We start from the raw sequence: 24,954 nt of genomic DNA, 5'->3' as shown, positions 1-24,954 counted from the left end.
GGTGGCACTGCTGGAAGAGATGACGGCCGCCGTGCAGGCGATAGCACAAACCCGATGGTCTACACGGAGAGGTCAAGTTGTACCCGATCCAGAAGATCTGCGATTGGGCAATGACGCAGTGGAGTTTGATCGTGCCACTGTTTTGTACGCGGACCTGAACGGCTCAACGAATATGGTCGACACCGAAGCCTGGCAGTTGAGTGCAGAGATCTACAAAGCGTTCCTGCACTGTGCAGCGACGATCATCAGGAAAGAGGGCGGCAAGATCACCTCCTACGACGGAGATCGTGTCATGGGCATCTGGGTGGGTGACCGGCAAGCCACGCCGGCGGCTAAGGCCGGGTTGAAAATCAACTATGCGGTCAAGATGATCGTCATGCCAGCGTTGAAACAGCAGTACCCCGACTGGACAGGTACCGTGAGGCATGTCGTCGGAATCGACAGCAGCCCAATCCGAGCTGCTCGCACGGGTATTCGAGGCGGCAACGACATCGTCTGGGTTGGACGCGCGGCCAATCATGCGGCCAAGCTCACGGACCTGGACCTTGCCCCGTCAACCTGGATTACCGATGAGGTGTTCATCCGGTTGGCTGATGAGTTGAAGTACGGTGGAACGCCGCCGACTCTGATGTGGGAGGCGTTCCGCTGGAACCGGCAGGGTGGTCGCCGCATTCACGGATCAGACTGGGCTTGGCGCGTCTAAAGCGCCCTCTGCGGACCCGGCATTCGCAGGGCCAGCATGGCAGGGAAAGGGCGCACTGTTAGAGGCCGATTTCATGGCGCGGGAGTCAGGCAGCCGAGTCCTGCCCTCCGATGAGTGCGCGCCGGGAGAGGAACCCGCTGCCATTGCGGAGCTCTGGCAGAGGTTCATCTACGCACCGGCCCCTAGCGCCGCATTGATCTCAGCGAAGGCCTTCTCAAAGCGCTCCAGCGTTTCATTGATGGCCGTAGTTTCCGCGGCCAGCACGTGCTGATTCTGGATGAGCCAGTTGGCGGGAGTGAAATGATCCAGGGGCGGAACGGAAGCCCCCATGACATTAAACAGTGCTTCGGCCTGTTTGACCTGGCGCGTCAGGGCACCGTCTTGGCTGAACTGCCGGGCGGAAATTTGCCCTTTTCCCTTCAGACCGTAGGCACCGTTGAGGATGTCGGCGAAGACGGCGGGTGCGAAGAAGTCCTCAATGTCGCTCTCCGCCTTTCCGGTGAAATCCGTGGCTACCAAGACGCCGGAAGTCTTCATGATCTGAGACTCCCTCAGCCGCTGCACCTTGCCTTTATCGCCATTGCCGTAGTCACACAAGGCGACCATGTGGATGCCCTTGCCAGAGAAGAGCGAGGCGAACGATTGCACTTTGTCTATGCCGCCTGTGGGGCAGATCACCCACCGGCTGTCCAAGCCTTGGCGCTTGCGTTGCTTGAGCGCGTGCGATGCCGCCTGAAGATAGAGCACATCCGAAGGTCCTTCGACCAACAGGGTATGCGCTCCCACAAACAGGCTTTGGGTAACCTCGTAACCGAGATGGGCCTGAAGGGGGAACAGCGTGTCCTGATCGACGCTCAGGACGTCCGCGGAGACCTGTGTGCCCTTAACGGTGGGGCGGCGACGCTGGTCGTAGGTGACAACGTCCTCGACGACGCGAACGTCCGCAAGACGATCGGCCGGCACCATAAAGGGCGAGTGGGTGCTGTAGATGACCTGGTGGTCGGGGAGTAGACGCTCAATGATGTAGCGGAGCAGATCAGCTTGCGCCTTTCCATGTAGCGTCAATCCAGGCTCATCCAGAAGGATGATCGCACCGGGGTTCCTCTTTCGCATCTGCTTGAACTGCGACAGGAAGGAGAAGAACCAGACGAATCCGGCGCTGCGCTCAGACAGGGGCACCGAAACCTTGTGGTTGTCATTCCGAATGCGGATTTTGGCAACAGTCCCGCTATTGAAGGGGGCGGGATCCTCGGAGAGGCCTTGGGCAAGCGCTATCTCTACACTGAGCGCGTCGTTCTGACTCCAAAACTCGAAGATCTCATCGGTAATTTCATTGGAGGCGGCTTGGCAACGTGCGTTGAGCTCTTCCAGGCGTGTGCTGGACTGCAATTCGCTGACCGACGTCCCGGCGTACTCGAGGAAGTCGAGGAAAATCTGGTCACCCGGGGAGATCGTCGCGCCGCTTTGGGTGTCACGAGACAGCTTGTCCAGCGATATCTCCCCGGACATGCGATCAAAGTGAGAGGTATAGAAGAACGCCGGCATCCTTTTCTGCAGGATATCGATGGCCGCCAGCACTGGTTTCCCCTTGCGGAAGCCGCTGATGGACCGCTTGACCGCCTGCAATTGGTCAGACGGCTCGGGGTGCGCATCTATCTCGACCACGAGTCGATCCAGCAATATCTTGGAAAACTTCTCCCGCTCTTCGCCTGCCACACCGTGCTGGTCGAGCAGAAACGCGCGCACCACGTTGGGATCGACGTGAATGCTCCAAGTGCTGTGGCCACTGTAATCTGTCGTTACGTCAACGGTCGTACTACTTAACGCGCCGGCACCCAGGACGTCGGCGACCGCCTTTTGGTCTTCGTGGCTGAGCTCCCAGGTCAGGGTGGCAACCGGTGCGGGTTCGTCGTCGTGGCGTTCCTCATACCGCGTGAGGAAGCGGCGGGGGTAATCGCGCACCGTGTCGTAAGCAAACTGGTCGGCGATGGGACGGGTACCAAACAACGCCGTCAGAATTGCAGTCTTGCCCGCCTCGTTCTTACCGACCAAGCAGGTCAGCTCTCCGACATCGAACGTTCCGGAATCCTCTGCAGAACGGAAGTTTCGGATCCGTGCCTTGACTAGCTTCATGCTGCCCCCTGATTCCTGCCGTGGATGGTGCGCGTCTTGTGCAGGATAGGGCCCGAGCGGGGCACATTCAACGCGCACTGCTGGCCGCTCGGGCCGGAGGCTCAGTCCTCATCCATCAGGCGCGCGGCGGGGTTGCTGCCGACGCCGCCCTGCTGGAAATATCCGATCACGCTGGCCACGGAGCGGTGATCGGTCATCGCCATCAGCGCCGGCAGGGCCACCCCACGCCGCGCACCTTCGGTAACAAAGCCCGAGCGCAGGCTGTGGCCGGCAAAGTCCCCGTCCAGACCGGCCAACCGCGCCCGGTCCTTAACGATGGCGGCGACCGCCTTGCCGCTGAGCGCGCCGCCCAATGACCGTGGCCAGACGCGCCGGAACAGGGGGCCGTCGGTAATCTCGGCCACGTCCAGCCAGTCCTGCAGTGCGGTGGCTGCCTCTCCCAGGATGGGCTTGTCGGGGCTGCTGCCAACCACTGGCCCGGACTGCAAGGTTTTTCCGTGATCCAAGCGATAGGTGTAGCCGCCTTCGGGCAGTCGGGTGAGGTGATTCACCGTCGCCTCGGCGACTTCGCTGCGGCGGCGCCCGCCGCTAGCAAAGGCAAAGTAGAGCAGGGCGCGATCGCGCTTCCCCTTGAGCGAGGTGTCGCAGGTGGCCGCCATTGCGCGCAGATCTGCGGCTGACAGCGCGGTCTTCTTGGCCGGGCGCTCGCCTCGTTTGTGAGAAGCCCTGCGCCCCTTGGACAGTAGGGTCCTCACGGCGCGATCCTCGCAAGGGTTGTCTTGGCGGGCCTGCTTGTGGGCCGCCGACAAGACCGCCACCCGGTGGACCAGGCTGGAGAACGCCAGCGGCCCAGGCTTCTTCTTCAGGCCCGCATGCACCAAGGCACTATCCAAGTCTGCAGGCAGATCCCAACGAAGCCCCAAATCGCCTGAGCGCCCCATGTGATCCACGATGAACTGAACCACTGCCGCCGGGGGGACGGGTAGGGCGATGGGCCTGCCATAGCGCCCTTCGAACCAGCCCGCCCAATAGCGCAGGGCGCCGGCGTAGCTGCGAATGGTGTTAGGCGCTTCGGCCTCCTGCAGGATGTCTCGCACCGCTTCTGCGGCGGAAGTGGCCAGCCGCTCCGGAACCAGCCCCGAAACGAGTTCCCCTGACGCAGCAGTGATATTATTCATATGTACTATGTATTGTGCACTATGATTAGGTTGAGCTACATCTGATAAATATGCCTTATCAGACGTAGCATGCCAATTCCCACCGTTCCGCAGAAGGACACCCCATGGCCAAGGGCATCAGCGAACTGGATGTGAGGGTCGGCAGGGATTCATGTAAAAAACAGCCGTTCGCCTTTTAAGCTCTTGATGTTGCCGTGCTTTTGCTTCTGAGCCTACTGCGTTGCTGAGGCCACGAAGTGGCCTATTAGCCTCAAAAGAGTCGCCAAAATCATAAGCCGGCAGGTCCCCACTTCCGACCTAGCTCGCCAGGATCCGGCTCGAATAATCGAGCGGCGCGATCTTCCGGCTCAAGTCGAGTGTGTAGTCCCCAAAGCGATTGATGTGACTGGTCCGGTACGGGGACAGCCCGGCGAGCACCTCGGCGCTTATACCCATCCCCTCGTCCCGCAGCTCGGCCAGGATTCGGGTCATCCGCTCCACGTTGTGCAGGATGATCATGTTGGCCACGAGCTGGTTGTATTTCACGATCTTGCGCTGCTCGTGCAGGATGTTCTCGGCGATGATCCCTTCCCCGCCGAAGAACGACCACTTGATGAACCCGTTGAACTCCTCGCTCTTGTTGGTGGCGGCATGAATGGTTTTGCGTACATCGACATCATCGATGTAGCGCAGCAGGAACATGGTGCGGATGGCTTTGCCGAGTTCGCGGAAGGCGAAGTACAGCTTGTTCTTGCGGCTATAGGTGCCGAGCCGACGCAGGATCGTGGAGGCAGTGATCTTGCCGAGCTTGATCGAGACGGTCACGCGCAGCATGTCGTGCAGGTGGGTTTCGATCAGGACCCAGTCGATGCTCTCGCCGAATAACGCCTGGATGTTCTTGTAAGAGCGACCCGGCTCGGGTCGGAAGAACGTCAGATCCTTGATGCCGCGGATGCGCGGCATAAGCTGAATGCCCAACAGGTGCGCCAAGCCGAATACCGGATAGCTTTGGGCCTGCGTGTCGCCATGCACGATCTCCGGCTGGATATCGGAGGTATTGGCCAGCAGACCGTCGAGAATGTAGACCGCTTCATGCACGCCGCACGGAATGAAGTGGCTGAACAACGCAATGTACTTGTCCGAAACGTGGTAGTAGCCGATGCCGCCGTAGCCGCCATAGCGGATGTGGTATTCGGACAGCAGGTTCTGCTCGTACACGCTCCATTTCGTACCATCAGCGGAGGCGCTCTTGCCGCTGCCCCAGTATCCGGGCAACTCGAACTTGTTGTAGGTATTGATGACCTCGACGATGGCCTTGTCGAGGGTTTCCTCGGTGACGTATTTCAGGTTGAGCCAGGAGATCTGTCGCCGGCTGAAGCCTTTCACCGAGCGTGCCGTCTGGGTCGGGCCGAGGTTGCAGCCGTAGCAGAACAACGTCGTGACGACGCGGCGCAGCAACTCGTCCACGCGGCTGTCGGTACCGGCGATCGGCCGGAAGTGCTTATGCAGTTGCAGCCAGTGCGCGGCGTCGACCAGCACATCGACGATGCTGGTCGGCGGCAACCGCTCGGTAATCACCCCGTCGAGGGACACGATGGCACGGGACACTTCCGTGCGTTGCAGGCGCTTGAGGATCAGGCGACCGTCGACCAGTTCTGCATGGACGTTCTCCGGAAAGCGCTGGTCGACGGCATCGGCCAAGGCGGCGAGTTCCACCCGCAGTCCGCGCACGAAGACCGCGGCGTCGGTCGGCAACCCGGAGACTTCGCCGTAGGCCTCCAATTCCTGGGCGAAGGTCGCTTCGTCCACCAACTGTTCGCGGTAGTCGTCATAGCGTTCGCCATGCGGGATATACAGGTCGCCGGATTTCAGTTCGTCCTTGATCTGCGCCAGCACGGCCAGCTCGAAGTATTTGCGATGCAGCCAGCCGCGCCCGGCCAGCGTGGCGGACTTGCCGAACACGTGCCGGCGCCAGGCGCTCGACAACCAGGTGAAATCGCCCTCCGGATCCAGACCGAGGGCACTGGCCTCGATCAGCTCACGACGTTGACCGCGCAGCGCCTGCAGCGCCGCGATCATGCGCTCCATCGTGGCATCATGGCTAGTTGAGCGCAGGCCCATGATCTCCAGGCAATTGAGCAGCAACGGGCGCATCGTGGCGTACGGCTGCAACAGGAACGGCAGGTAATTCTTGCCGGCGTACGCCATGTGCTCCTCGCACTCGGCGAGCAGCACCGGCACCTCGGTGACGAGCGCGTTGCCGATCGCATCGACCCGTTGCGTGTCGGTTCCCTCGACCTGATAGGCCTGGAGGATGACCTTGAGCTGGCCGATCAGGAGATCGGCGCGCTTGCTGTGTTCCAGTTGATAGGCCACGAGCCGTTGCTGCGCCGAGCTTTCCAGCTTCTGGATGAGCCGGATGAAGACGTCGGCCGCATCGTCGAGGGTCTTGGCGTATTGAGCGCGAATGAAGATCGCCGCGAGCGCATAGCGCTTGGTCGGTTTGAGTTCGGCCAGTTCGCTGGCATCCAGAGCCCGCGCCATCGCCCGGTACTGCTTGAGCTTGGGGACCGGCACGTCGATCGCAGGCAACTGTTCGGCCAGGTGTTGCAACCGGCGGATGTGCTGCAGGTAGAAGCGGACCTCCTTGTTTGTCGGGCGCTTGGGCTCGCGCTTGAGTGCCTGCCAGCCGCTGAAGGCGTCGTCGGGCGACACCAGCAGGTCATCGATGAGCGCGCGGACCGCGGGCGTCAGCGCATCGGCAATGCGGCCGAAGTAGCGATCGTGTACTCGCTCGCGGGCCTGGATCGCCAGACGTTCCAGGGTGCTGAACGCCGGCAACTCGTAACGGTGATGGACCAGTTCCTCTAGCAGGACATTCACGATGTCGGGAATGATGTGCTTGGTCTCGGCCGCCGTTTCCGCAACCGTCGCCAGCCAGGTGCGGCCGTCGGGATCGAGCACGCGCACCCGCAGGTAGTCGCGCAGCTTCGCGATATGGCCACGCTTCGCGCCAGAGCTGTCGTAGCTGTGCAATTGCTCGATCGGCACCGAACGACGATCGCCGGCCGTCTGCGCGATGTGCTGGATGATGCGCTCGGGCACATCGGCCAAAAGCGTGAAGTAGCCGAGGCGCTGGAACAATTTCAGGTGGACCAGCACCGCCAGTTGGGCCGTGGGTCGCGTTGCGGTGGCCGCAACAAAGGCCAACTCGGCCTCGGTCGGCGTGTAGATGTCCTGCAGTTCCTTGAGGGTCGGGTCCGGTTTCAGGCGCGGATACGCGGTCTCGTGCAGGGTCGTCATCCGTCAACAAGGCTCCTCAACGTAAGAAGGTGGCGTGCCTAGTCCCAATGCCGCCCATCGCCAGCGCGCAACGAGGCCTCCAGGAAACAGCGATGGTTGTCGGCGATGCGATGCATGTCGTCGATCAAGGTCGCCATCGCTTCATCCAAGACGTCTGGCTCGACTGTCGGCACGGTCAACCGGTAACGGGTGCCATCTGCGTCGGAACGCTGGGCGCCGTAAGGCGCCAGGCAGATATCCTCGATCAAACGCCGTGCCCGGTGGGGCCCGCGGCCGCGAGGCGTAAACGGGGTGAGCACGAGACTCAGGTCCACGGAGAGTGTCGGCGGCTCGACTGCCACAGGCGCCGGCAACGCGAGTGGTGCCGGTGCCGGCAAGACCAGGCCTGCTTCGATCCGATCGCGCGCGCACGGATCGGCGCCATCGAGATAGCGCATCGCCGATTTGATGTCTTTCCAGCCGACATACTCCATCAGCGTCTTCACATCCCAGCCATTCGCATCGGCCCAGGCCGCGAAGCCGCGCCGCAGCGAGTGTCCGCTGTAGGCGTCAGATGCCGACAATCCGGCCGCGGCGAAGGCGCGACGCAGCAGCGGGATGAGGCTGTTCGCATGCAAAGCGTCTTCGGACACTTGGGCCCACCGACCAATCGCCCGAAACAGGGGCCCTTCGGTCAGGCCGGCCACGGCGATCCACTCGGCCGTCGCCGATACCGGGCAGCAGCGCGACAGCGCCGGGACCTTGAAGATCCGCCCTTCGTTGCGCCGATCGCTCTTGGTGCGGGGCAAAAAGCAGGTCATGCCTTGGCCGGGAACGATGCGCACGTGCTCGACCTGGAGATGGATCAGCTCGTCGCCGCGAAAGCCACGCCAGAATCCGAGCGAGATCAGCGCGCAATCCCGCAAATGCCGCAGCTGCGCCGCTCGGTCACCGCGACCTTCCGCGGTCGCCGCGGCCGTGTGCAGCCAGGTCATGACCTGCGCGAGCTGGGTCAGTTGCAGCGGTTCGGCCCGCTTCTCAACGGCCGGATGCAACGTCTGGATACCCTTGAGCACCTGGCGCACGCGCGGCGATCGCGTCGGATCGACGAAGCCATGCTCGCCGTGCCATTGCGCCAGTGCCGCCAGGCGCTGCTTGAGCGTATTGATCGCCAACTGCTCGGCGTAATCGGCCAAATACTGGGCCACGCTGTCGGCGGTGGCAGGCAGATGCCCACCCCATTCCACCTCGAAGTGGCGAACCGCCGACTCATAGCTGCGCCGTGTGTTGGCGCGGGTGGCGGCTTCTCGGTAGCGGTCGACGCTGCTCAAGGGATCACCGCGTGGAGAGCGCCTGGGCATAGGCATTGGTGATCGGATAGCGTCGTTCACGTCCAAACGCACGCCGCGAGATCTTCGGACCCGGCGCCGCCTGCTGCCGCTTCCATTCGTGGCGACGCACAAGGTCCAGCACCGGGTCCACCACGGCGGCGGCGAATCCGGCCGCCAGGAGTTCCTCGCGCGATTGTTCCTGGTCGATATGACGGAACAGGATCGCATCGAGCACGTCGTAGGGCGGCAGGGTGTCCTGGTCGGTCTGGTGCTCGCGCAGCTCCGCTGTCGGCGGCCGTGCGATCACCTCGGGCGGGATGACCGGCGCGCCGCCTACGGTATTGCGCCAGCGGGCCAACGCACTCACCTCGGTCTTGTAGACATCCTTGAGCGGGGCGTAACCGCCGCACATGTCGCCGTAGATCGTCGTGTAGCCGACCGCGTACTCGCTCTTGTTGCCGGTGGTCAGGAGCAATCCGCCGAGCTTGTTGCTCAGCGCCATCAGCACCGCACCGCGCGTGCGCGACTGCAGGTTTTCCTCGGTCGCATCAACCGTCGTACCCGCGAACAGCCCGCTCAGCGTGTCGAGAAAGCCCTGGAACGGGGCGTCGATCGGCACCGTCCGCATCGCCACGCCCAAGGTCGCGCACTGCGCCGCCGCCAGGTCGTTGCTCAACGCGCTGGTGAAGCGCGACGGCAACCGCACCGCGGTGACGCGGTCGCTCCCCAGCGCATCCACGGCCATCGCCAGCACCACCGCCGAATCCAGTCCTCCCGACAAGCCGACCCAAACCCGGTCGAAGCCGTTCTTGCGGCAGTAGTCGCGCAACCCGCACACGATCGCGCGCCAGGCCACAGCGTCGCGGCCGACGTCGGTGTCGATTGGCCAGGAGACCTGGGTGAACGTGCGTGAGGCCGGATCGAAATCGGCGACCAGCACATGTTCCTCGAAGGCGATGGCCGCCGGATGCACCTGGCCATCGGCATCGGCCAGCAAGGAGGCTCCGTCGAACACGACCGCATCCTGGCCGCCAACGAGGTTGACGTAAGCGAGTGCGACCTGATTGTCGCGGGCGCGCTCAGACAGCAGCGCGTCCCGCTCCGCGTGTTTATCGCGCTCGAAGGGCGAGGCGTTGGAGACGAGAATCAGCTGCGCGCCGGTTGCGGCGGTTTCAAACGTCGGTTCCAGCCCCCACAGGTCCTGGCAAATCAGCAAGCCCACGGTGACGCCCTGAAGCTCGAACACGCACGCCCCGCTGTCCGGATCGACCGCAAAGTACCGACGCTCATCGAAGACGGCGTAATTGGGTAAGTCGCGCTTGCGGTAAGTGGCCGCCACCGCGCCGTCGCGCAACATGCTGATCGCGTTGTAGACGACAGCGCCTGCCGCTTCCGGCCACCCCACGACCGCGACGATGCCGGTTGTTTCCTGGGCGATGCGCTGCACGGCATCGGCGCATTCGGCCAGGAACTGCCGCCGCAGCAGCAGATCCTCCGGCGGATAGCCGCTCAGCGTGAGTTCCGGAAACAGCACTAGGTCGGCGTGATAGCGATCGCGCGCCTCGGCGATCCGCTCGGCAATGCGCCCTGCGTTGCCGTCGATGTCCCCGACGGGAAAGTCCGCCTGGACCAATGCGATTCGCAGGCTCATGGGCAGTTCCCACCAAGGCATCGCATCACCAGACGGTTCATGCCGACCTCTTCCGACGCACGTCTGTCGTTTTGACCCGCGAGGTCGGCATCGGCTCCCGCAAGGTGGCCAGAATCGAGCACTGGCCCCGGGCGCCTCCGGAGCATGCGTTGATCGTGCGGTCCAATTCCCGGGCAATGCGATTGAGCTCGCGGAGCTTGCTGCGGATATCGGTCAAATGCTCGCGGGCAATCGCATCGATCTCGCCGCAGGAGAGCGTGCGGTCGCTTTCCAGCCGTAGCAGGCTGCGGATCTCATCCAGACTGAAGCCGAGGTCGCGGCTGCGGGTGATGAAACGCAGCAGGTCCACTTCGTCATCGCGGTACTCGCGGTAACCGCTGGCGGTTCGCCGCGGTTTGGGCATCAGCCCCACGCGCTCGTAGTAGCGAATGGTTTCCAGATGGCAGCCGCTGGATTCGGCCGCTTCGCTAATCTTCATCGACGCCTCTTGACCCTATAGCTGCTACGGACTTTACCCTTTGAGGCCTCCGGGGGCTATGGCGCACGGGAGAGGAGGTTGCCCTGTCGTGGAATCCTGCCCTTGACTCCGTAGCAGGTACGGGGTGTACGCTCACCGTTGCAACTGGTTCCCATTGCCGTTTATTGCCCTTCACCTAGGCGCTCTCCGTGACCAACTCCCTCTGTCGTTGCCTGCTGATCGCGTTATTGGCTTGGCTGTCCTTCCCAGCCTTCGCCACCGCGCCGTCCGCGGTCAACCCGCGCCAGACCTGGCAGCTGCTGGACTATGTGGCCGTCGACTATGGCACGGCCGTGAAATCCGGCAGCGTCGCGTCCGAGGCCGAGTACGCGGAGATGCGTGAATTTGCAGGGGCGGTGCGAACCCAATTGGCCGCACTGCCGTCGACGCCCGGCCAGGCCGGTCTGATCGCCCAAGCTGATCAGCTGGTAACCGCTGTCGAGTCTAAGTCCGACGCCAAGCACGTCGCCGATCTAGCGCATCGGCTGGCCGACGGCCTGCTGGCCAACTACCCGGTCGGTGCCGTGCCGGCGACGCCGCCCGATCCGGCCCGGGGGGCGCAGCTCTACGCCGCGCAATGCACTGCCTGCCACGGTCCGGCCGGCCACGGAGATGGGCCGGCTGCGGCGAGCTTGGACCCGCCGCCCATTGCCTTCACCGATGCCACCCGCGCCGCCCAGCGCAGTCCCTTCGCCTTGTACGAAGCGATTTCCCAAGGGATCCAGGGAACGGCCATGACCGGCTTCTCGTCCCTGCCGGAAGCCGATCGCTGGGCGCTGGCGTTCTACGTCGGCAGCTTGTCGCATTCGCCGCAGATGCGGGCCGAGGGCGAAGCGCTGTGGCGCGACGCGCCGGCCTGGCACCAGCGCCTTCCCACGCTGGAAGCGCTGACCCGCACCAGCGAGGCGGATCTGATCGCCGCCGGCAGTCAGGACGCGCAGGCGCGGGCCATCATCGCTTACCTGCGCGGGCAGCCGCAGGCCGTCCAGACCGCAGCTTCGGGCGTGGCAGCAGTCCAATCGCTCGCACTGGCCCGGCAACGGATGGCCGAGAGCCTCCGCGCCTATCAGGCGGGCGATGCCGGGCAGGCCAAGACGGCGGCTTTGTCGGCGTACCTGGATGGCGTCGAACCGGTCGAGCCCACACTCGCCGCGCGGGACAACGCGCTGATGCGTGGGCTCGAAACCACCATGGCGCGCTATCGCGATGCCATCGGCCGCCGCGTTCCTGCCTCCGATGCGACAGCGCAGGCGACGGAGGTGAGCGCGCTGTTCGATCGCGCCGAGGCGGTCTTGCGGGATGCGCACACCGATCGCACCACGGCGTTCCTGGGCAGCTTTACCATCCTGCTCCGCGAAGGGATCGAGGCGTTGTTGATCGTGATCGGCATGATTGCCTTCCTGCGCAAGGCCGAACGTCGCGAGGTCCTGCCGGCGGTGCACGCCGGTTGGGTCGGGGCGTTGCTGGCGGGTGTGGCAACCTGGGCCATCGCGACCCATCTGGTCGATGTGAGCGGCGCCAACCGTGAGGTCACCGAAGGCGTGTCGGCGTTGTTCGCTGCAGTGGTGCTGCTCAGCGTGGGCATCTGGATGCACCAGAAAAGCCTGGCTGGGCGTTGGCAGCAGTACCTGCACGCCAAGGTCTCGGCTGCGCTGACCCGGCGCTCTGCGGTCTTCCTGTTCATGCTGGCCTTCGTCGCGGTCTACCGCGAAGTGTTCGAGACGATCCTGTTCTTCATCGCGATGTGGAACCAGAAAAACAGCACCGCGATTCTGGGTGGGCTGGTCGCCGGTAGCGTCGTGTTGGCCGGGGTGGCGTACTGGATGCTGCGCATGAGCAAGCGCCTGCCGATTGGCCAGTTCTTCTCGATCAGTTCGATCCTGATTGCCGTGCTCGCCGTCGTGCTGGTCGGCAAGGGCATCGCGGCGCTGCAGGAAGCTGGCTGGGTCGGTCAGGCGCTGGTCGCCGCGCCGCGTATCGATTGGCTGGGCGTGTACCCCTCCTGGCAATCCCTGCTGGCGCAGTTGGCCGTGGCGGTGATCGCTATCGGCAGTTTTTATTACAATGCGCGCAACTCTCGCGTGCCCCCGCAAGCCGTCAAGGGAGACCGCGCGCAATGAGCACGTCTTGCAACAGCTGTGGTGACTCGGCGACCATGGCTCAACTTCCGGCGCCTTCACTCCAGGTTATGCGTTATCGCATCGCGAACATGGACTGCCCCGCCGAGGAGGCGCTGATCCGGAACAAGCTCGGCCAAGTGCCCGGCGTGACGGACCTGCAGTTCAACCTGGTGCAGCGCACGCTGACAGTGCTTCACCAGTTGCCTGCGCTGGCCCCCGTGGAAGACGCGCTGGCGGCGATCGGCATGCAGGCGGTGCCATTGGAGACGACGGCGTCTGCCGTTGAAACGGCGCTGCATATCGCGAACATGGATTGCCCCACCGAGGAAAGCCTCATTCGCGGCAAGTTGAGTGGCATGCCGGGGGTGGACGCGCTGGCCTTCAATCTCGTGCAACGCACCCTGACCGTCCGCCACGCGACCGGTGTCTTGTCGGATGTGCTAGCCGCCTTGAAGTCGCTGGGCTTCGAGGCCGAAGCGGTCGCCACGGCCGGCAGCGCAGATTCGACTGCACCGGTGCAGACCCGGACAGCCTGGTGGCCGTTGATCGTTTCCGGCGCGGCGGCACTGCTCGCCGAGGTCATGTCGTGGCTCGGGGCCCCTGCGTGGCTGGTCATAGCACTGGCGCTGGTGGCGATCGGTACGGGCGGCCTGTCGACCTACAAGAAGGGCTGGATTGCGCTGAAGAACCGCAATCTCAACATGAACGCCCTGATGTCGATCGCGGTCACCGGCGCGATGCTGATCGGCCATTGGCCGGAGGCGGCCATGGTGATGGTGCTGTTCGCGCTGGCCGAGGTGATCGAGGCCAGATCGCTGGATCGCGCGCGCAATGCGATCCGGGGCTTGATGGACCTGGCGCCCGAACGGGCCACGGTGCTGCAGGACGGCAACCGATGGGTCGAGGCGGATGCCAAGACGGTCGCGCTCGATAGCCGGGTGCGGGTCAAGCCGGGCGAGCGCATCGCGCTGGACGGCGTGGTGGTCCTTGGCCGCTCCACGATTAACCAGGCGCCGATCACCGGCGAGAGCCTTCCTGTCGAAAAGGCCGAGGGCGATCTGGTGTTCGCCGGCACCGTCAACGAAGCCGGTTCGCTCGAATATCGGGTCACGGCCACGGCCAATGATTCCACCCTCGCGCGCATCATCCACGCGGTGGAGGCGGCGCAGGGCAATCGTGCGCCCACCCAGCGCTTCGTCGACCAGTTTGCGCGCTGGTACACCCCGCTGGTGTTTGCCGTCGCCATCGGCGTCGCGGTAGTGCCGCCCCTGTTGATGGGCGCGGCGTGGCTGGAATGGACCTACCGGGCGCTGGTGCTGCTGGTGATCGCCTGTCCTTGCGCACTGGTGATCTCCACCCCGGTGAGCATCGTCAGCGGACTGGCCGCGGCGGCACGGCACGGCATCCTGATCAAGGGCGGCGTGTACCTGGAGAATGGTCGCAAGCTGCGATGGCTGGCGCTCGACAAAACCGGGACGATCACCCACGGCAAACCCAAGCAGACCGACTTCGTCGCATGGGGCGAGGCGGACCCAGGCCTGACTCGCGCGGTCGCGGTCAGCTTGGCCGCTCGCTCCGACCACCCCGTCTCCAAGGCCATTGCCGTGGCGGGACAGGACGATGCGGTGACCGTGCGTGAAGTCGAGGACTTCGCCGCCTTGCCGGGCCGCGGCGTACGCGGCCAGGTGGCAGGTGTGCTTTACCACTTGGGCAACCATCGGCTGGTGCAGGAGCTGGGTGCCAGCTCGGCAGCGTTGGAAGCGCATTTCAGCAGCTTGGAAACACAAGGCAAGAGCGTCGTGGCGCTGGTGGCAAGCGATGGCGTGCAGGCCCTCTTCGCCGTGGCCGACACGGTCAAGGACAGCAGCCGACAGGCCATTGCCGAACTGCACGCACTCGGCGTCAAGACCCTGATGCTGACTGGCGACAATCCGCACACCGCGCAGGCCATCGCCCGCGAAGTCGGCATCGACCGGGCCCAGGGCAACCTGCTGCCCGAAGACAAGCTGCGGGAAATGGAAGCCCTCGCCGCACAGGGCACCAGCGGCATGGTCGGCGACGGCATCAACGATGCCCCGGCGCTGGCGCGGGCTGATATCGGCTTTGCGATGGGCGCGGCCGGGTCCGACACCGCCATCGAAACCGCCGATGTGGCCTTGATGGACGACGACCTGCGCAAGATTCCCGCCTTCGTCGGGCTGTCGAAGGCCACGGCCCGGGTTTTGGCACAGAACATCGCTCTGGCGCTCGGCATCAAGGCGGTGTTCCTGGTGCTCACCTTAGCTGGTCAGGCTACGATGTGGGCTGCGGTGTTTGCCGACATGGGCGCGAGCCTGCTGGTCGTCGGCAACGGCATGCGCTTGCTGCGGAAGTTATCTTCGGCCCGCAAGTGAGAGGAGGACGCCATGACACGGTCGAAGGAAGTCGCTAAGTTCTTCTCCTGTTTTGAAACCTTCCATGCGCTCGTGCACGGCTATCTTTTGGGGGGCGGGCACGGATCTAAGTGTGTTGGGGATTCAGGTAGCCGTCCACTGAACCCTCACGGGCGTGTTCGTCAACGCCGCCATTGCGGTCGCATTGCGGCTATAGGCTTGGCGAGGCGACAGGCATCCTGAATGATATTTCAAAGCTCACCTGTTGCTGGCCATGCCGGAGGGTTGAAGTCCGCCGCGTCCCGTGCCTTGCTTGCGCGCTTGCGCACTTCCGCGCGGTTGGTTGTGCTGGTGCTGTTGATCTTCGTCATGAAGATTGGCGCTGCCGCCGCGTGTACCCGGCATGATTTCGTTGATCTGGGCCATGGTACGAAGGCCTCGCTCGAGACCGTAGTGAATGTGCCAGCGGACGATGGCGAGGGTGCGTCGAGGAAGGAGCCCGGCGGGTGTTCGCACTGCAGTTGCCACCACGCCGCCGTTATGGCGCCCGAAACCTTCTTCAGCTTCCCCCTCCCACCGCAGGATGTGGCGGTACTGCTCGCCGGCGTGCGGCGCAGCATTACGTCTTGTTTGGAACTTAGGCCACCGATCGCCTAACCGGCCTGTGGTTTGCCCCCTCGGCGCGGAGCGTCGAGGAATGTTGTCGATTCAGAGGATCCTTCCAATGCACCTTGTTCGTTCGACGCGCCGACGCGCTGTCGCCTGGCTGGCCATCGCGCTGTTCGCCTGCTTGCTGGCAGGACAGGCATGGGCCGCCCAAGCGCCCGGGGCCATGGCCCCGGCGCCCCTCCGCGCGGCGCTTCTGGCCGCTTGGCAGCGCCATCCCAGTTACCGTGCCACCGAAGCACAACTCGCTGCCGCTCGCGCACGGCTGGCAGCAGCGGGACAGCCGCTGTACAACCCCGAAGTCGAGCTGACCCGCGAGGAAGAAGGCGACGAACGTACGTCGACTGCTGGACTCAGCCTCACGCTTGATATCAGTGGCAAACGCCGCGTACGCCGTGATGCAGCCGCAGCGCGGGTCGATCAGGCCACGGCGGAAGCGCAAATGCACCGTCGCGATTTCGTCAAACAATGGTTCGCCAGTTGGGCTGATCTGCAATCGGCACAACAGCGGTTCCGTACTGGCGAGCGCCGTTTGGAACTGGTGTCCCGATTTGCAATGCTGGCCGAAAAGCAGTTCGCAGCCGACGACATTTCCGGAATCGAGCGGGATCTCGCTCAACTCGCCCACGACGAAGCGCAAGCCGAGCAATCCCAGCTGATTGCAGAACGCGGGGAAGCCGAAGCGCGCTTTCGGGCTGTGGGCGGCAGCCCCGAATTGGTTGCGAGCGTACTCTTGCCCAGCAAAACCCTGCCACCGCCTGTTACGCCTGCGGAAGGCGTCGAGCAATTGCCGGAGTGGCAGGTCGCACATGCGGCGGCGCTGGCTGCCGAGCGGGATGTCACGGTGGCGCGTCGTGATCGCATAGCAAACCCGACACTGGCCGTTCGCGGCGGACGCAAGGACATCGGCCCGGTGACTGACAACATTGTCGGTTTCTCGATCAGCATTCCGTTGTTCGTCCGCAACTCATATCGTGCCGAAGTAGCGGCGGCCACCGCCGAGGCCGATGTGGCCGCAGCGGTGGCTGAACGCACCACAATGGAACTGACAGCGGATCGTCAGCGCGCCATCGGCAGCTACGGTGCCGCGCAGTCCGCCTGGTCGCGCTGGCAAGGTAGCAGGGGCACCGATGTGGAGCGCCGCGCCAGCTTGCTGGAGAAACTCTGGCAGGAAGGCGAACTGTCCACCGCCGATTACCTGTTGCAGCTCAAGCAGACCCTTGACACCCAGCTCGCTGGTGCCGAACTTGAGGCGCGCCTGTGGCGCAGCTATGCCGACTACCTCGCCGCCACCGGTCAGCTTGAACGCTGGGCCGGTATGGAAGGCACCCCATGAGAGAGATTTCGATGGATCGCATGCGTTTGTTAACCCTGCCGCTGACCGCCGCATTGCTGCTGGCGCTGGCCGCTTGTTCCAAATCCCCCGATGCAGGCGCGGCCAAGCCTGGGGCCGAAACCGCGAATTCCGAACAGGCGGGTGGTGAGGGCCACGCCGAAGGCGGTGAAGAAGAAGCCGCCAGTTCGGTGAAGATGGACGATGCCGCGATGAAAGCCGCCGGCATCCGCTTGCAGACACTGCGGCCGTCGGCGCTCAGCGAGGAACTGCGCGCTCCGGGCGAAGTGGTGGATACGGGCTATGGCACGACCTTGATCACCCCCCAGGTGGAGGCGCTGGTCGTGCGCCGGCACGCCAAGCTCGGCGATGAAGTCCGCGCCGGCGCGCCGCTGGCGACACTGACAAGCGTCGATGTTTCCGACGCGCAAGCCGAGCTGCGCATCGCCGAACAGGAATGGCGCCGGGTTTCAGCACTTGGCCGTGAAGCCGTCGCCGGCCGTCGCATTACCGAAGCAAAGGTCGCGGTCGATCGCGCCCGGGCCAAGGCGCAGGCCTACGGACTGCCTGGCACCGCCAGCGGTGGCGTCAACGGCCAGTTCACGCTGACCGCGCCGCATGCTGGCCGCATCACCGAAGACGACTTCGTCGTCGGTGAGCGTATCGAACCGGGCAAGGCCTTGTTCCGTCTGGTCGATGAGTCCGTCGTATGGGTCGATGCCAAGCTGCAGGCGGGTACCGCACACCGCATCCGCCCTAGCCAGGAAGCGGTGGTGCTCTTTGACGGCGAGCGCTTGGCCGGTACCGTGCAGCAGGCCGCGCACCGCACCTCCGACGCTACGCGCAATGCCGTCGTGCGCATCAAGGTGCCGAACCAGGGCGATCGCCTGCACAGCGGTGACTTCGTCGATGTGTTCTTCGAGGCAACGGGAAGCGCCCAGGCCGACAGCCGTGCCGCCACGGAGGTTGCCGTGCCAAACGACGCACTGGTGCAACTGGCCGGTGACACCGTCGTCTTTCGCCGCAACGCGGAAGGTGCTCTGGAGCCGGTGCCGGTGCGCACGGGCGAGGTGATCGGCGACCGGACCCTGATCCGGGACGGTCTCAAGCCGGGCGACACGGTGGTGGTCGCAGGCGCGTTTGCGCTCAAGTCGCAGATGCTCAAGTCCCAGTTGGGAGAAGAAGAATGAGCCGCGAACTGCGCACAAGGGTGCGAGGTAACGCGCCATGCTGAATCGCCTGGTCGAACTGTCCCTGCGTTACAAGTTCCTGGTCCTGATCGTGTTCGCGGTGGTGGCCTTCCTCGGCATCAGCGCCGTGCGCAACGTGCCGATCGATGCGTTTCCCGACGTCACCCCGGTCCAGGTCAATGTCTACACCGAATCCCCGGGCCTGGCGGCCGAGGATGTCGAGCAGTTGCTGACCACGCCGGTGGAATCGGCGCTGGCCGGCTTGCCCAAGGTGCAGGAAATCCGTTCGGTCAGTCTGTTCGGGCTGTCGTACGTGTCGGTCTATTTCAAGGACGACATGGACATCTACTTCGCCCGTCAGCTGGTCAACGAACGCCTGCAGGAAATCGGCGATCGCCTGCCAGAAGGCTACGGGAAACCAAGCATGGGCCCGAATACGTCCGGGCTGGGGCAGGTGTACTGGTACACGGTCGAGCGCGCCCCGGGTGTCAGCAAGGAACAGGTCACCGACATGGACCTGCGCACCTGGCAGGAGTGGACGGTGCGCCTGATCCTGCGCACCGCGCCTGGCGTGGACGACGTGAGTTCCTGGGGCGGCGGCGAGCGCCAGTTCCAGGTACAGATCGATCCTCAGCGCTTGTATGCACGCCACCTGGGCTTCAGCGATGTCATCAACGCCATCCCCGCCAATAACGGCCAGGTCGGCGGCAATGTCATGGATGTCGGCCGCGAGCAATTCCTCGTCCGTGGCCTGGGCTTGCTGAAGTCGGTCGAGGACATTGGCGCCATCGTGCTGAAGTCCGAAGACGGCGTTCCGGTGTACCTGCGCGACGTGGCCCGCGTAACGGAGGCCCCTGCACCGCGCTTCGGTGCCGTGACCCGTGATGGCCAAGAGGTCGTCATGGGCCAGGCACTGGCCCGCATCGGCGAGAACGCAAAAAACGTCGTCGAAGCCGTCAAGGGCAAGCTGGAGGTCGTTCGGGCGGCGCTGCCCAAGACCATGGTGCTGCGCCCCATCTACGAGCGCACCGACCTGGTCAACAAGGCGGTGGAAACCGCCGTGCGGGCGCTGATCGAAGGCTCCATCCTGGTCGCGATCATCCTGTTCCTGTTCCTGGGCGAGGTGCGCTCGGCGCTGGTGGTGATCGTTACCCTGCCGCTGGCGATGTTGATCGCTTTCATCGGCATGGGCCAAGCCGGACTATCGGCCAACCTGATGTCGCTGGCCGGCTTGGCCATTGGCATCGGCATGATGGTCGATGGCGCGGTGGTGATGGTGGAAAACGCGTTCCGGATCATGGCCGAACGCCTCGAACACGGCGAGAAGGTCGACAGAACTTCGGCAGTGCTGGCGGCGGCGAAGGAAGTCGCCAACCCGATCGCCTTTGCCATCATCATCATTATCGTGGTGTTCCTGCCGCTGTTTGCGCTGGAAGGCCTCGAAGGCAAGATGTTCAAGCCGATGGCGTTCAACATCGCCTTCGCCATGGCCGGCTCGCTGATCCTGAGCCTGACCCTGATTCCGGTGCTGGCGTCGATGATCCTCAAGCCCAAGGAGGAGCGCGACACCTGGCTGGTCGCCCGGATCAAGTGCATCTACCGGCCATTGCTGGACAAGGCCCTGGCCAAAAAGCGGACGGTGGTGATCAGTGCGGTGGCAGCCCTGATCGTGAGCCTGGCGCTGTTCCCGTTCCTGGGCAAGGAGTTCATGCCACAGCTGCAGGAAGGCTCGATCATGTGGCGCGTGACCGGCATTCCATCGACCTCGCTGAACGAATCGATCCGCACCAGCAACACCATCGCCGCAGCCTTCAAGCAATTCCCGGAAGTGGAAACCACCCTCTCCATGATCGGTCGTGCCGAGAAGGGCGACACCGCCGACGTCAACTACATGGAGATCTACACCGCCCTCAAGCCGGAGGACGAGTGGACCACCGGTCGGAATATCAAAGAGCTGGAAGCGGCGATGCAGGAAACGCTGGAGAAGGTGGTGCCCAATGTAGTGCCGAGCTACACCCAACCGATCCAGATGCGCGTGGAAGAGCTCATTTCCGGCGTGCGCGCCACGCTTGCCCTAAAGCTCTACGGTGAGGATCTGCGCGAACTCGACAAGCTTAGCGGGCGCCTCAAGAGCACCCTTGCCACGGTGCCGGGCGTCGCCGACCTTGCCCTTGAAGCCAATCTCGGCAAGCCGCAGATCCGCATCCAGGTCAACCGGGACGAGTTGGCGTTGTATGGGCTGAATGCCGAGGACGTGCTGACGATCGTGCGCAATGGGCTGGGCGGCGAACCGGTCAGCGTACTGTTGGACGGCGTCAAGCGCTTCGATATTGCCGTGCGCCTCGACGACAGCGCCCGCGTGTCCGTTGAATCCGTGCGTCACATTCCCCTGCGAACGGCTTCCGGTGCGCTGGTGCCCCTGTCACGCGTGGCGGAGATCAGCATCGCCGAAGGCTATTCGTTCGTCCGCCGCGAGCAGTTGCAGCGCTACGCGGTGATCCAGATGGACGTGCGCGGTCGCGATGTCGATGGCTTCGTGAAGGACGCCAACGCGGCGATCAAGCAGCAGGTGCACTTGCCTCCCGGCTACTGGATCGAATGGGGCGGCGCCTTCGAGAACCAGCAACGGGCGCTAGCCAAGTTGGCGTTGATCGTGCCGGTCACGATCTTCTTCATCTTCGTGCTGCTCTACACCGCGTTCAACTCGGTCAAGTACGCCACGCTGATCATCGCAAACGTGCCGTTCGCCACCATCGGCGGCCTGATCGCTCTGGCGGTCACCGGACAGTACCTGTCGGTGCCCTCGGCCATCGGTTTCATCGCCGTGTTCGGCGTGGCCATGCTCAACGGCATTGTGCTGGTGAGCTTCCTCAACGAGCTGCGCGACAAGGGCTTGTCGGTCCGCGAAGCGGTGGTACAGGGCACCGCGCTGCGCCTGCGGCCGGTGCTGATGACCGCCAGCGTCGCCATTCTCGGCCTGGTGCCCATGCTGCTGTCCACCGGCGTAGGCGCGGAAACGCAGCGTCCGCTGGCGACCGTGGTGGTGGGTGGCCTGATCAGTTCGACGCTGTTGACGCTTGTGCTGTTGCCGGTGCTGTATGAATGGCTCGAAACCCGCGCCGAACGCAAGGCGGCCGGATCCAACCCGCAGGAGACCGTGTGATGAAACAGATCAAGGCGTTCGTGCACCGCAACCGGGTTTCCGACCTGATCCACGCGCTGGAAGCCGCCGGCTTCCAGCGCCTGAGCCTGTTCGACGTGAAGGGACTGCTGCGCGCCTTGAGTGCGCGCGAGCAGGAGTATTCGGTCGAGTTCGGCGACCAGGTGATCAATGAGGTGCAGATGGAGCTGTTCTGCAAGGATGAGGACGTGGCTCGGGCCGTGGAAATCTTCCGCCGTGTCGGGCGGACGGGGCGACCGGACGCGGGCTGGGTCTATATCAGCCCGGTGGAGCAAGCATTCCCCATCGACGGCACCGCGTAGGACCCAAGGGAGCTGGCACGTCATGCAAACACACAGCGCAGTCCGAGAATTCTTGGTTCCAGTGGGGCTGGCAGCACTGGCCGTCGTGCCCGCGCTGTACCTGCGCGCGTCCGGGAGCAGCGTCGGCGCCCTGGGCGACATGGCGCTGTTCGGCATGGCGATTCTGGCCTCCGGCTTCCTGCTGTCGTGGGGCGCGGAGGCTGCCGAGAAGTACATCGCCACCAGCTTCGTGCTGGCGGTGGTCGCACTTATCACGGTGCTCCCCGAATACGCGGTGGACTTCTACTACGCCTACCGCGCGGGCCAAGATCCGGCGTCCGGGTATGTGGCCTACGCCGCCGCCAACATGACCGGTGCCAATCGGCTGTTGATCGGGCTTGCCTGGCCGCTGCTGGTGGGGTTGCACTGGTGGCGCTCGCGGCAACGCGGGATTGCGTTGCAGGTCGAAAATTCGGTCGAAATCGTCTTCCTTGCGTTGGCGAGCGCGTATGCCTTCGTCATCATCCTGAAGGATCGCATCGGCCTGTTCGATTTCGTCGTGCTGGGTGCCTTGTTCTTCCTGTACCTGTGGCGCACATCAAAGACGGAGAACGAAGAAGAGGAAGAAGACGAAGAACCGGGCCCGGGAGCCGTGATCGCGCGGTTCTCGCCCGGCAAGCGCTGGACGGTGATGGTGCTGATGGGCGTGGTGGCCGCAGGCGTGATCCTGCTGGCGGCCGAACCCTTCGCCGAATCGCTGGTGGCTTCCGGCCGGCGCCTGGGGATGGACGAGTTCCTGTTGATCCAGTGGCTGGCGCCGCTGGCCAGCGAAGCGCCGGCGGTCACCATCGCGATCCTGTTCGTCCTGGACGGCCGTGCCCGTGCGGGCCTGACGACCATGATCAGCGACAAGATCAACCAGTGGACCTTGCTGGTAGGCATGTTGCCGATTGCCATGAGCATTGGCGCCGGCGAGTTGACCTCATTGCCATTGGGCGCACGCCAGCACGAGGAATTCTTCCTGACCGCCGCTCAGTCGATGTTCGCGCTGGCATTGCTGGTGCGCATGCGACTGAGCCTGGTTGGCGCCGTGGCGCTGGCGGTGCTGTTCGTCGGGCAGCTGATGCTGGCGTTCTTCTACCAATCCAACCCCGAGCGGGAAATCTTCGTGCTGACGGCCATCGCCTGGCTCTATCTGGCGTTGGCGAGCATGCTCTTGGCGCGTGACGCCGGGCGCGTTCCCGCGCTGCTGCGAGCGGCGTGGCCGGCCCGAGAGCGCAATCATGCGTGAGATACACACCGCGCAGGGCCGCGCGCCGCGAATGCCGAGCGCACTGCCGTGGCTCGGTGTGTCCGCCATCGTATTGGCGGTCGATCATCTGACCAAGTATTGGGTGCTGACCGCGTTGCCGGAGCACATCGCGGTGCCCGTGGTCGACCCTTGGTGGAACTGGTACCGCTCCTACAACACGGGCGCCGCCTTCAGCTTCCTCAGCTCGGCCGGCGGCTGGCAACGCCATGTCCTGACGTTCCTGGCGCTGGCGGTCGCCGCGCTGTTGACGCGTTGGCTCACCAAGCTGCCACGTCATGCATGGCCGCCGGCGCTTGCCTACGCCCTTGTTATCGGCGGCGCCTTGGGCAATGCGGTGGATCGCATCCTGCGCGGGCACGTGGTGGATTTCATCCAGTGGCATTGGCGCGACTGGTACTGGCCCGCATTCAACCTAGCCGATGTCGCCATCGTCACCGGTGCAGTAATTCTGATGTTGCAAGGCATCTGTCGGCGCGGCTAGAACGGCTTGTCGCGTGGTTCATTCAACGAGAACGAATAGTGGACGCAAGCTTGATGCTCGACCTGGTCACCATCGGTGGCGGGCCGGGCGGCTAACCACGCTACGAAGCCAAAACCAATTCGTTTTCGTAAGGTTCCGGAAAATCGCCCACATCGTTGTTGTCTAGCGCGAGGTGTGATGTGAATTGCGCCGAGATCCTCATCGGCGCCCTGATGTCATCCAGGGAGGTGCGGGAATTCTCGCGACGCACGAGAGGCACGACGTAAGGCCCGTTCGGGCGCAATTTCATAACGCGCGACTAGCCGACCCAACGGCAACGGCCAGTGCGACGCATGGCGATACATGGCCACCATGCGCCGCTGGGATTCAGCTTACTGGGCTGGCATGATCTGGGTGATCGTCGCTTCCATGGCCTGTGCCTGGAACTCGAAATGTACCTTCTGACCCGCCTGTACCGAGGCGATTTGTTCAGGTGTGGCCTTGAAGCCCATCGTCATCGCCGGCCAACCCAGCGCGTCCACCGGGCCGTGGGCGATGGTGATCTTGCCAGCGGCCGCATCGACGGCTTCGACAGTACCCGTAGCCGATGCCGTCTTGGCCGATTGCGCCATGTCGCCAGTGGCCGGTTTTGCCTGGTCGGCCATTGGCGCGTGCTCCGCAGCTGGCATGGGCGTGTTGTCGGTTCCTTGCATAGCGGTGTCACCGCTGGGTGCCTGCGAGCAGGCCGCCAACAGCAGCGTAGTCAATGCGGAAACGAATAGGGTCATTTTCATACGGTTCTCCTTCGGTAGTTGCGTAGTTCGATTGCAGGTTGGTGCGACGGCAGCGCAATCGGACTGCCGTCGTTGGTTCCGGTGGTGCTGCTTCAATGCGGCTTACGGTCGGCCGATAGCGGATATACCTCATCGAAGCGGCGCGCCTTGCCTTCGACCAACGTAGCGGCCACGCAGCGCCCAGCTACGTCGGCATCGATCCGTGCTGTGCCGACGGGGCGTTCGCGGAAGGTCGGCGGGAACTTCGGGTTGCCGAATTGCTGGCGGCGTACCAGTTGAACCTGCTGGCCGGCGACCGGCGGTACTGCCTGTGGATCGAAGCACAACTGCAGGGTGTGGTCGGACACGGTCTTGACCGAGCCCAGACGGTGCGCGGCGGTCGTGGTGGTGCAAGCACTCAACATTCCGAGGGCGGCAGTCAAGATAGCGGTAACGAAATGACGTTTCATGATGAATCTCCTAAAGTTGTCA

18 protein-coding genes are annotated in these 24,954 nt (G+C 64.0%); 9 read left to right on the top strand and 9 right to left on the bottom strand.

The window, feature by feature from the left end; genetic code table 11:
- Position 1: 1 nt before the first annotated feature.
- Positions 2 to 703: an adenylate/guanylate cyclase domain-containing protein gene (locus tag AC5P9I_RS04760; protein WP_024956864.1), complete on the top strand. Its 702-nt coding sequence runs from the start codon at positions 2 to 4 to the stop codon at positions 701 to 703.
- Positions 704 to 871: 168 nt separating this feature from the next.
- On the opposite strand, the gene AC5P9I_RS04755 is transcribed toward AC5P9I_RS04760, so the two are convergent.
- The 6 genes from AC5P9I_RS04755 to AC5P9I_RS04730 form a co-directional block, all read right to left on the bottom strand.
- Positions 872 to 2,836 (bottom strand): AAA family ATPase, encoded by a 1,965-nt coding sequence (locus AC5P9I_RS04755; RefSeq protein WP_024956865.1) that lies wholly within the window; start codon positions 2,834 to 2,836, stop codon positions 872 to 874.
- Between the two features lie 101 nt (positions 2,837 to 2,937).
- Complete coding sequence (locus tag AC5P9I_RS04750) at positions 2,938 to 4,014, bottom strand: site-specific integrase (RefSeq protein ID WP_049453654.1); 1,077 nt, start codon at positions 4,012 to 4,014, stop codon at positions 2,938 to 2,940.
- Positions 4,015 to 4,311: 297 nt separating this feature from the next.
- Positions 4,312 to 7,296 (bottom strand): Tn3 family transposase, encoded by a 2,985-nt coding sequence (locus AC5P9I_RS04745; protein ID WP_049445196.1) that lies wholly within the window; start codon positions 7,294 to 7,296, stop codon positions 4,312 to 4,314.
- Between the two features lie 38 nt (positions 7,297 to 7,334).
- The gene (locus AC5P9I_RS04740) at positions 7,335 to 8,606 is read right to left on the bottom strand and encodes a site-specific integrase (protein WP_495217308.1); all 1,272 of its coding nucleotides are present in this window, start codon (positions 8,604 to 8,606) and stop codon (positions 7,335 to 7,337) included.
- A 4-nt stretch (positions 8,607 to 8,610) separates the two neighbouring features.
- Entirely contained in the window at positions 8,611 to 10,257 is a 1,647-nt protein-coding gene (locus tag AC5P9I_RS04735; RefSeq protein ID WP_049445199.1) for an NAD+ synthase, read from the bottom strand.
- Positions 10,258 to 10,294: 37 nt separating this feature from the next.
- A complete protein-coding gene (locus AC5P9I_RS04730; RefSeq protein ID WP_014647116.1) occupies positions 10,295 to 10,735 on the bottom strand; it encodes a MerR family transcriptional regulator in 441 nt (146 codons plus the stop codon).
- Between the two features lie 188 nt (positions 10,736 to 10,923).
- Between AC5P9I_RS04730 and AC5P9I_RS04725 the strand changes: the two genes are divergently transcribed.
- Both AC5P9I_RS04725 and AC5P9I_RS04720 read left to right on the top strand, forming a co-directional pair.
- Positions 10,924 to 12,894, top strand: a complete 1,971-nt coding sequence (locus AC5P9I_RS04725) for a cytochrome c/FTR1 family iron permease (protein ID WP_041863422.1) — start codon at positions 10,924 to 10,926, stop codon at positions 12,892 to 12,894.
- Positions 12,895 to 12,962: 68 nt separating this feature from the next.
- On the top strand, positions 12,963 to 15,287 hold the full coding sequence (locus tag AC5P9I_RS04720) for a heavy metal translocating P-type ATPase (RefSeq protein ID WP_014647114.1): 2,325 nt from the start codon (positions 12,963 to 12,965) through the stop codon (positions 15,285 to 15,287).
- 237 nt (positions 15,288 to 15,524) lie between these two features.
- Here the strand turns inward: AC5P9I_RS04720 and AC5P9I_RS04715 are convergent, their stop codons facing one another.
- The gene (locus AC5P9I_RS04715) at positions 15,525 to 15,692 is read right to left on the bottom strand and encodes a hypothetical protein (protein WP_158454140.1); all 168 of its coding nucleotides are present in this window, start codon (positions 15,690 to 15,692) and stop codon (positions 15,525 to 15,527) included.
- 298 nt (positions 15,693 to 15,990) lie between these two features.
- On the opposite strand from AC5P9I_RS04715, the gene AC5P9I_RS04710 reads away from it, so the two are divergent.
- Genes AC5P9I_RS04710 through lspA form a run of 6 tightly spaced genes read left to right on the top strand, consistent with a single transcriptional unit; the run spans position 15,991 to position 23,710 of the window.
- Positions 15,991 to 17,268 carry a TolC family protein gene (locus AC5P9I_RS04710; RefSeq protein WP_158454139.1) on the top strand — a complete coding sequence of 426 codons (1,278 nt, stop codon included), beginning with the start codon at positions 15,991 to 15,993 and terminating at the stop codon, positions 17,266 to 17,268.
- The gene (locus AC5P9I_RS04705; RefSeq protein WP_080052983.1) at positions 17,265 to 18,455 is read left to right on the top strand and encodes an efflux RND transporter periplasmic adaptor subunit; all 1,191 of its coding nucleotides are present in this window, start codon (positions 17,265 to 17,267) and stop codon (positions 18,453 to 18,455) included. The genes AC5P9I_RS04710 and AC5P9I_RS04705 overlap by 4 nt, the downstream gene beginning before the upstream one ends.
- Before the next feature lie 37 nt (positions 18,456 to 18,492).
- Positions 18,493 to 21,618 carry an efflux RND transporter permease subunit gene (locus AC5P9I_RS04700; RefSeq protein ID WP_014647111.1) on the top strand — a complete coding sequence of 1,042 codons (3,126 nt, stop codon included), beginning with the start codon at positions 18,493 to 18,495 and terminating at the stop codon, positions 21,616 to 21,618.
- The gene (locus AC5P9I_RS04695; protein ID WP_041863417.1) at positions 21,618 to 21,938 is read left to right on the top strand and encodes a P-II family nitrogen regulator; all 321 of its coding nucleotides are present in this window, start codon (positions 21,618 to 21,620) and stop codon (positions 21,936 to 21,938) included. The genes AC5P9I_RS04700 and AC5P9I_RS04695 overlap by 1 nt, the downstream gene beginning before the upstream one ends.
- Positions 21,853 to 23,208 carry a calcium:cation antiporter family protein gene (locus AC5P9I_RS04690; RefSeq protein WP_235645078.1) on the top strand — a complete coding sequence of 452 codons (1,356 nt, stop codon included), beginning with the start codon at positions 21,853 to 21,855 and terminating at the stop codon, positions 23,206 to 23,208. The genes AC5P9I_RS04695 and AC5P9I_RS04690 overlap by 86 nt, the downstream gene beginning before the upstream one ends.
- Positions 23,201 to 23,710 carry a signal peptidase II gene (lspA, locus tag AC5P9I_RS04685; RefSeq protein ID WP_232503945.1) on the top strand — a complete coding sequence of 170 codons (510 nt, stop codon included), beginning with the start codon at positions 23,201 to 23,203 and terminating at the stop codon, positions 23,708 to 23,710. The genes AC5P9I_RS04690 and lspA overlap by 8 nt, the downstream gene beginning before the upstream one ends.
- A gap of 371 nt (positions 23,711 to 24,081) precedes the next feature.
- Here the strand turns inward: lspA and AC5P9I_RS04680 are convergent, their stop codons facing one another.
- Together AC5P9I_RS04680 and AC5P9I_RS04675 are read right to left on the bottom strand one after the other, a co-directional pair.
- Positions 24,082 to 24,483 (bottom strand): copper-binding protein, encoded by a 402-nt coding sequence (locus AC5P9I_RS04680; protein ID WP_041863414.1) that lies wholly within the window; start codon positions 24,481 to 24,483, stop codon positions 24,082 to 24,084.
- 92 nt (positions 24,484 to 24,575) lie between these two features.
- Positions 24,576 to 24,932, bottom strand: a complete 357-nt coding sequence (locus tag AC5P9I_RS04675; protein ID WP_141098700.1) for a hypothetical protein — start codon at positions 24,930 to 24,932, stop codon at positions 24,576 to 24,578.
- Positions 24,933 to 24,954: the final 22 nt, after the last annotated feature.

It is taken from the genome of Stenotrophomonas sp. YJH_SMC_29 (assembly GCF_059371235.1).
Note: the sequence above shows the minus strand (reverse complement) of the source record. Positions and strands in the feature narration are given on the sequence as shown.

Excerpts from the sequence above, each read along its gene's own strand:
- AC5P9I_RS04730 (WP_014647116.1), bottom strand. The coding sequence starts at position 10,735 with ATGAAGATTAGCGAAGCGGCCGAATCCAGCGGCTGCCATCTGGAAACC.
- AC5P9I_RS04695 (WP_041863417.1), top strand. The coding sequence starts at position 21,618 with ATGAAACAGATCAAGGCGTTCGTGCACCGCAACCGGGTTTCCGACCTG.
- AC5P9I_RS04745 (WP_049445196.1), bottom strand. The coding sequence starts at position 7,296 with ATGACGACCCTGCACGAGACCGCGTATCCGCGCCTGAAACCGGACCCG.
- AC5P9I_RS04735 (WP_049445199.1), bottom strand. The coding sequence starts at position 10,257 with ATGAGCCTGCGAATCGCATTGGTCCAGGCGGACTTTCCCGTCGGGGAC.
- lspA (WP_232503945.1), top strand. The coding sequence starts at position 23,201 with ATGCGTGAGATACACACCGCGCAGGGCCGCGCGCCGCGAATGCCGAGC.
- AC5P9I_RS04755 (WP_024956865.1), bottom strand. The coding sequence starts at position 2,836 with ATGAAGCTAGTCAAGGCACGGATCCGAAACTTCCGTTCTGCAGAGGAT.
- AC5P9I_RS04680 (WP_041863414.1), bottom strand. The coding sequence starts at position 24,483 with ATGAAAATGACCCTATTCGTTTCCGCATTGACTACGCTGCTGTTGGCG.
- AC5P9I_RS04700 (WP_014647111.1), top strand. The coding sequence starts at position 18,493 with ATGCTGAATCGCCTGGTCGAACTGTCCCTGCGTTACAAGTTCCTGGTC.
- AC5P9I_RS04675 (WP_141098700.1), bottom strand. The coding sequence starts at position 24,932 with ATGAAACGTCATTTCGTTACCGCTATCTTGACTGCCGCCCTCGGAATG.
- AC5P9I_RS04720 (WP_014647114.1), top strand. The coding sequence starts at position 12,963 with ATGCGTTATCGCATCGCGAACATGGACTGCCCCGCCGAGGAGGCGCTG.
- AC5P9I_RS04705 (WP_080052983.1), top strand. The coding sequence starts at position 17,265 with ATGAGAGAGATTTCGATGGATCGCATGCGTTTGTTAACCCTGCCGCTG.
- AC5P9I_RS04710 (WP_158454139.1), top strand. The coding sequence starts at position 15,991 with ATGCACCTTGTTCGTTCGACGCGCCGACGCGCTGTCGCCTGGCTGGCC.
- AC5P9I_RS04715 (WP_158454140.1), bottom strand. The coding sequence starts at position 15,692 with ATGGCCCAGATCAACGAAATCATGCCGGGTACACGCGGCGGCAGCGCC.
- AC5P9I_RS04750 (WP_049453654.1), bottom strand. The coding sequence starts at position 4,014 with ATGAATAATATCACTGCTGCGTCAGGGGAACTCGTTTCGGGGCTGGTT.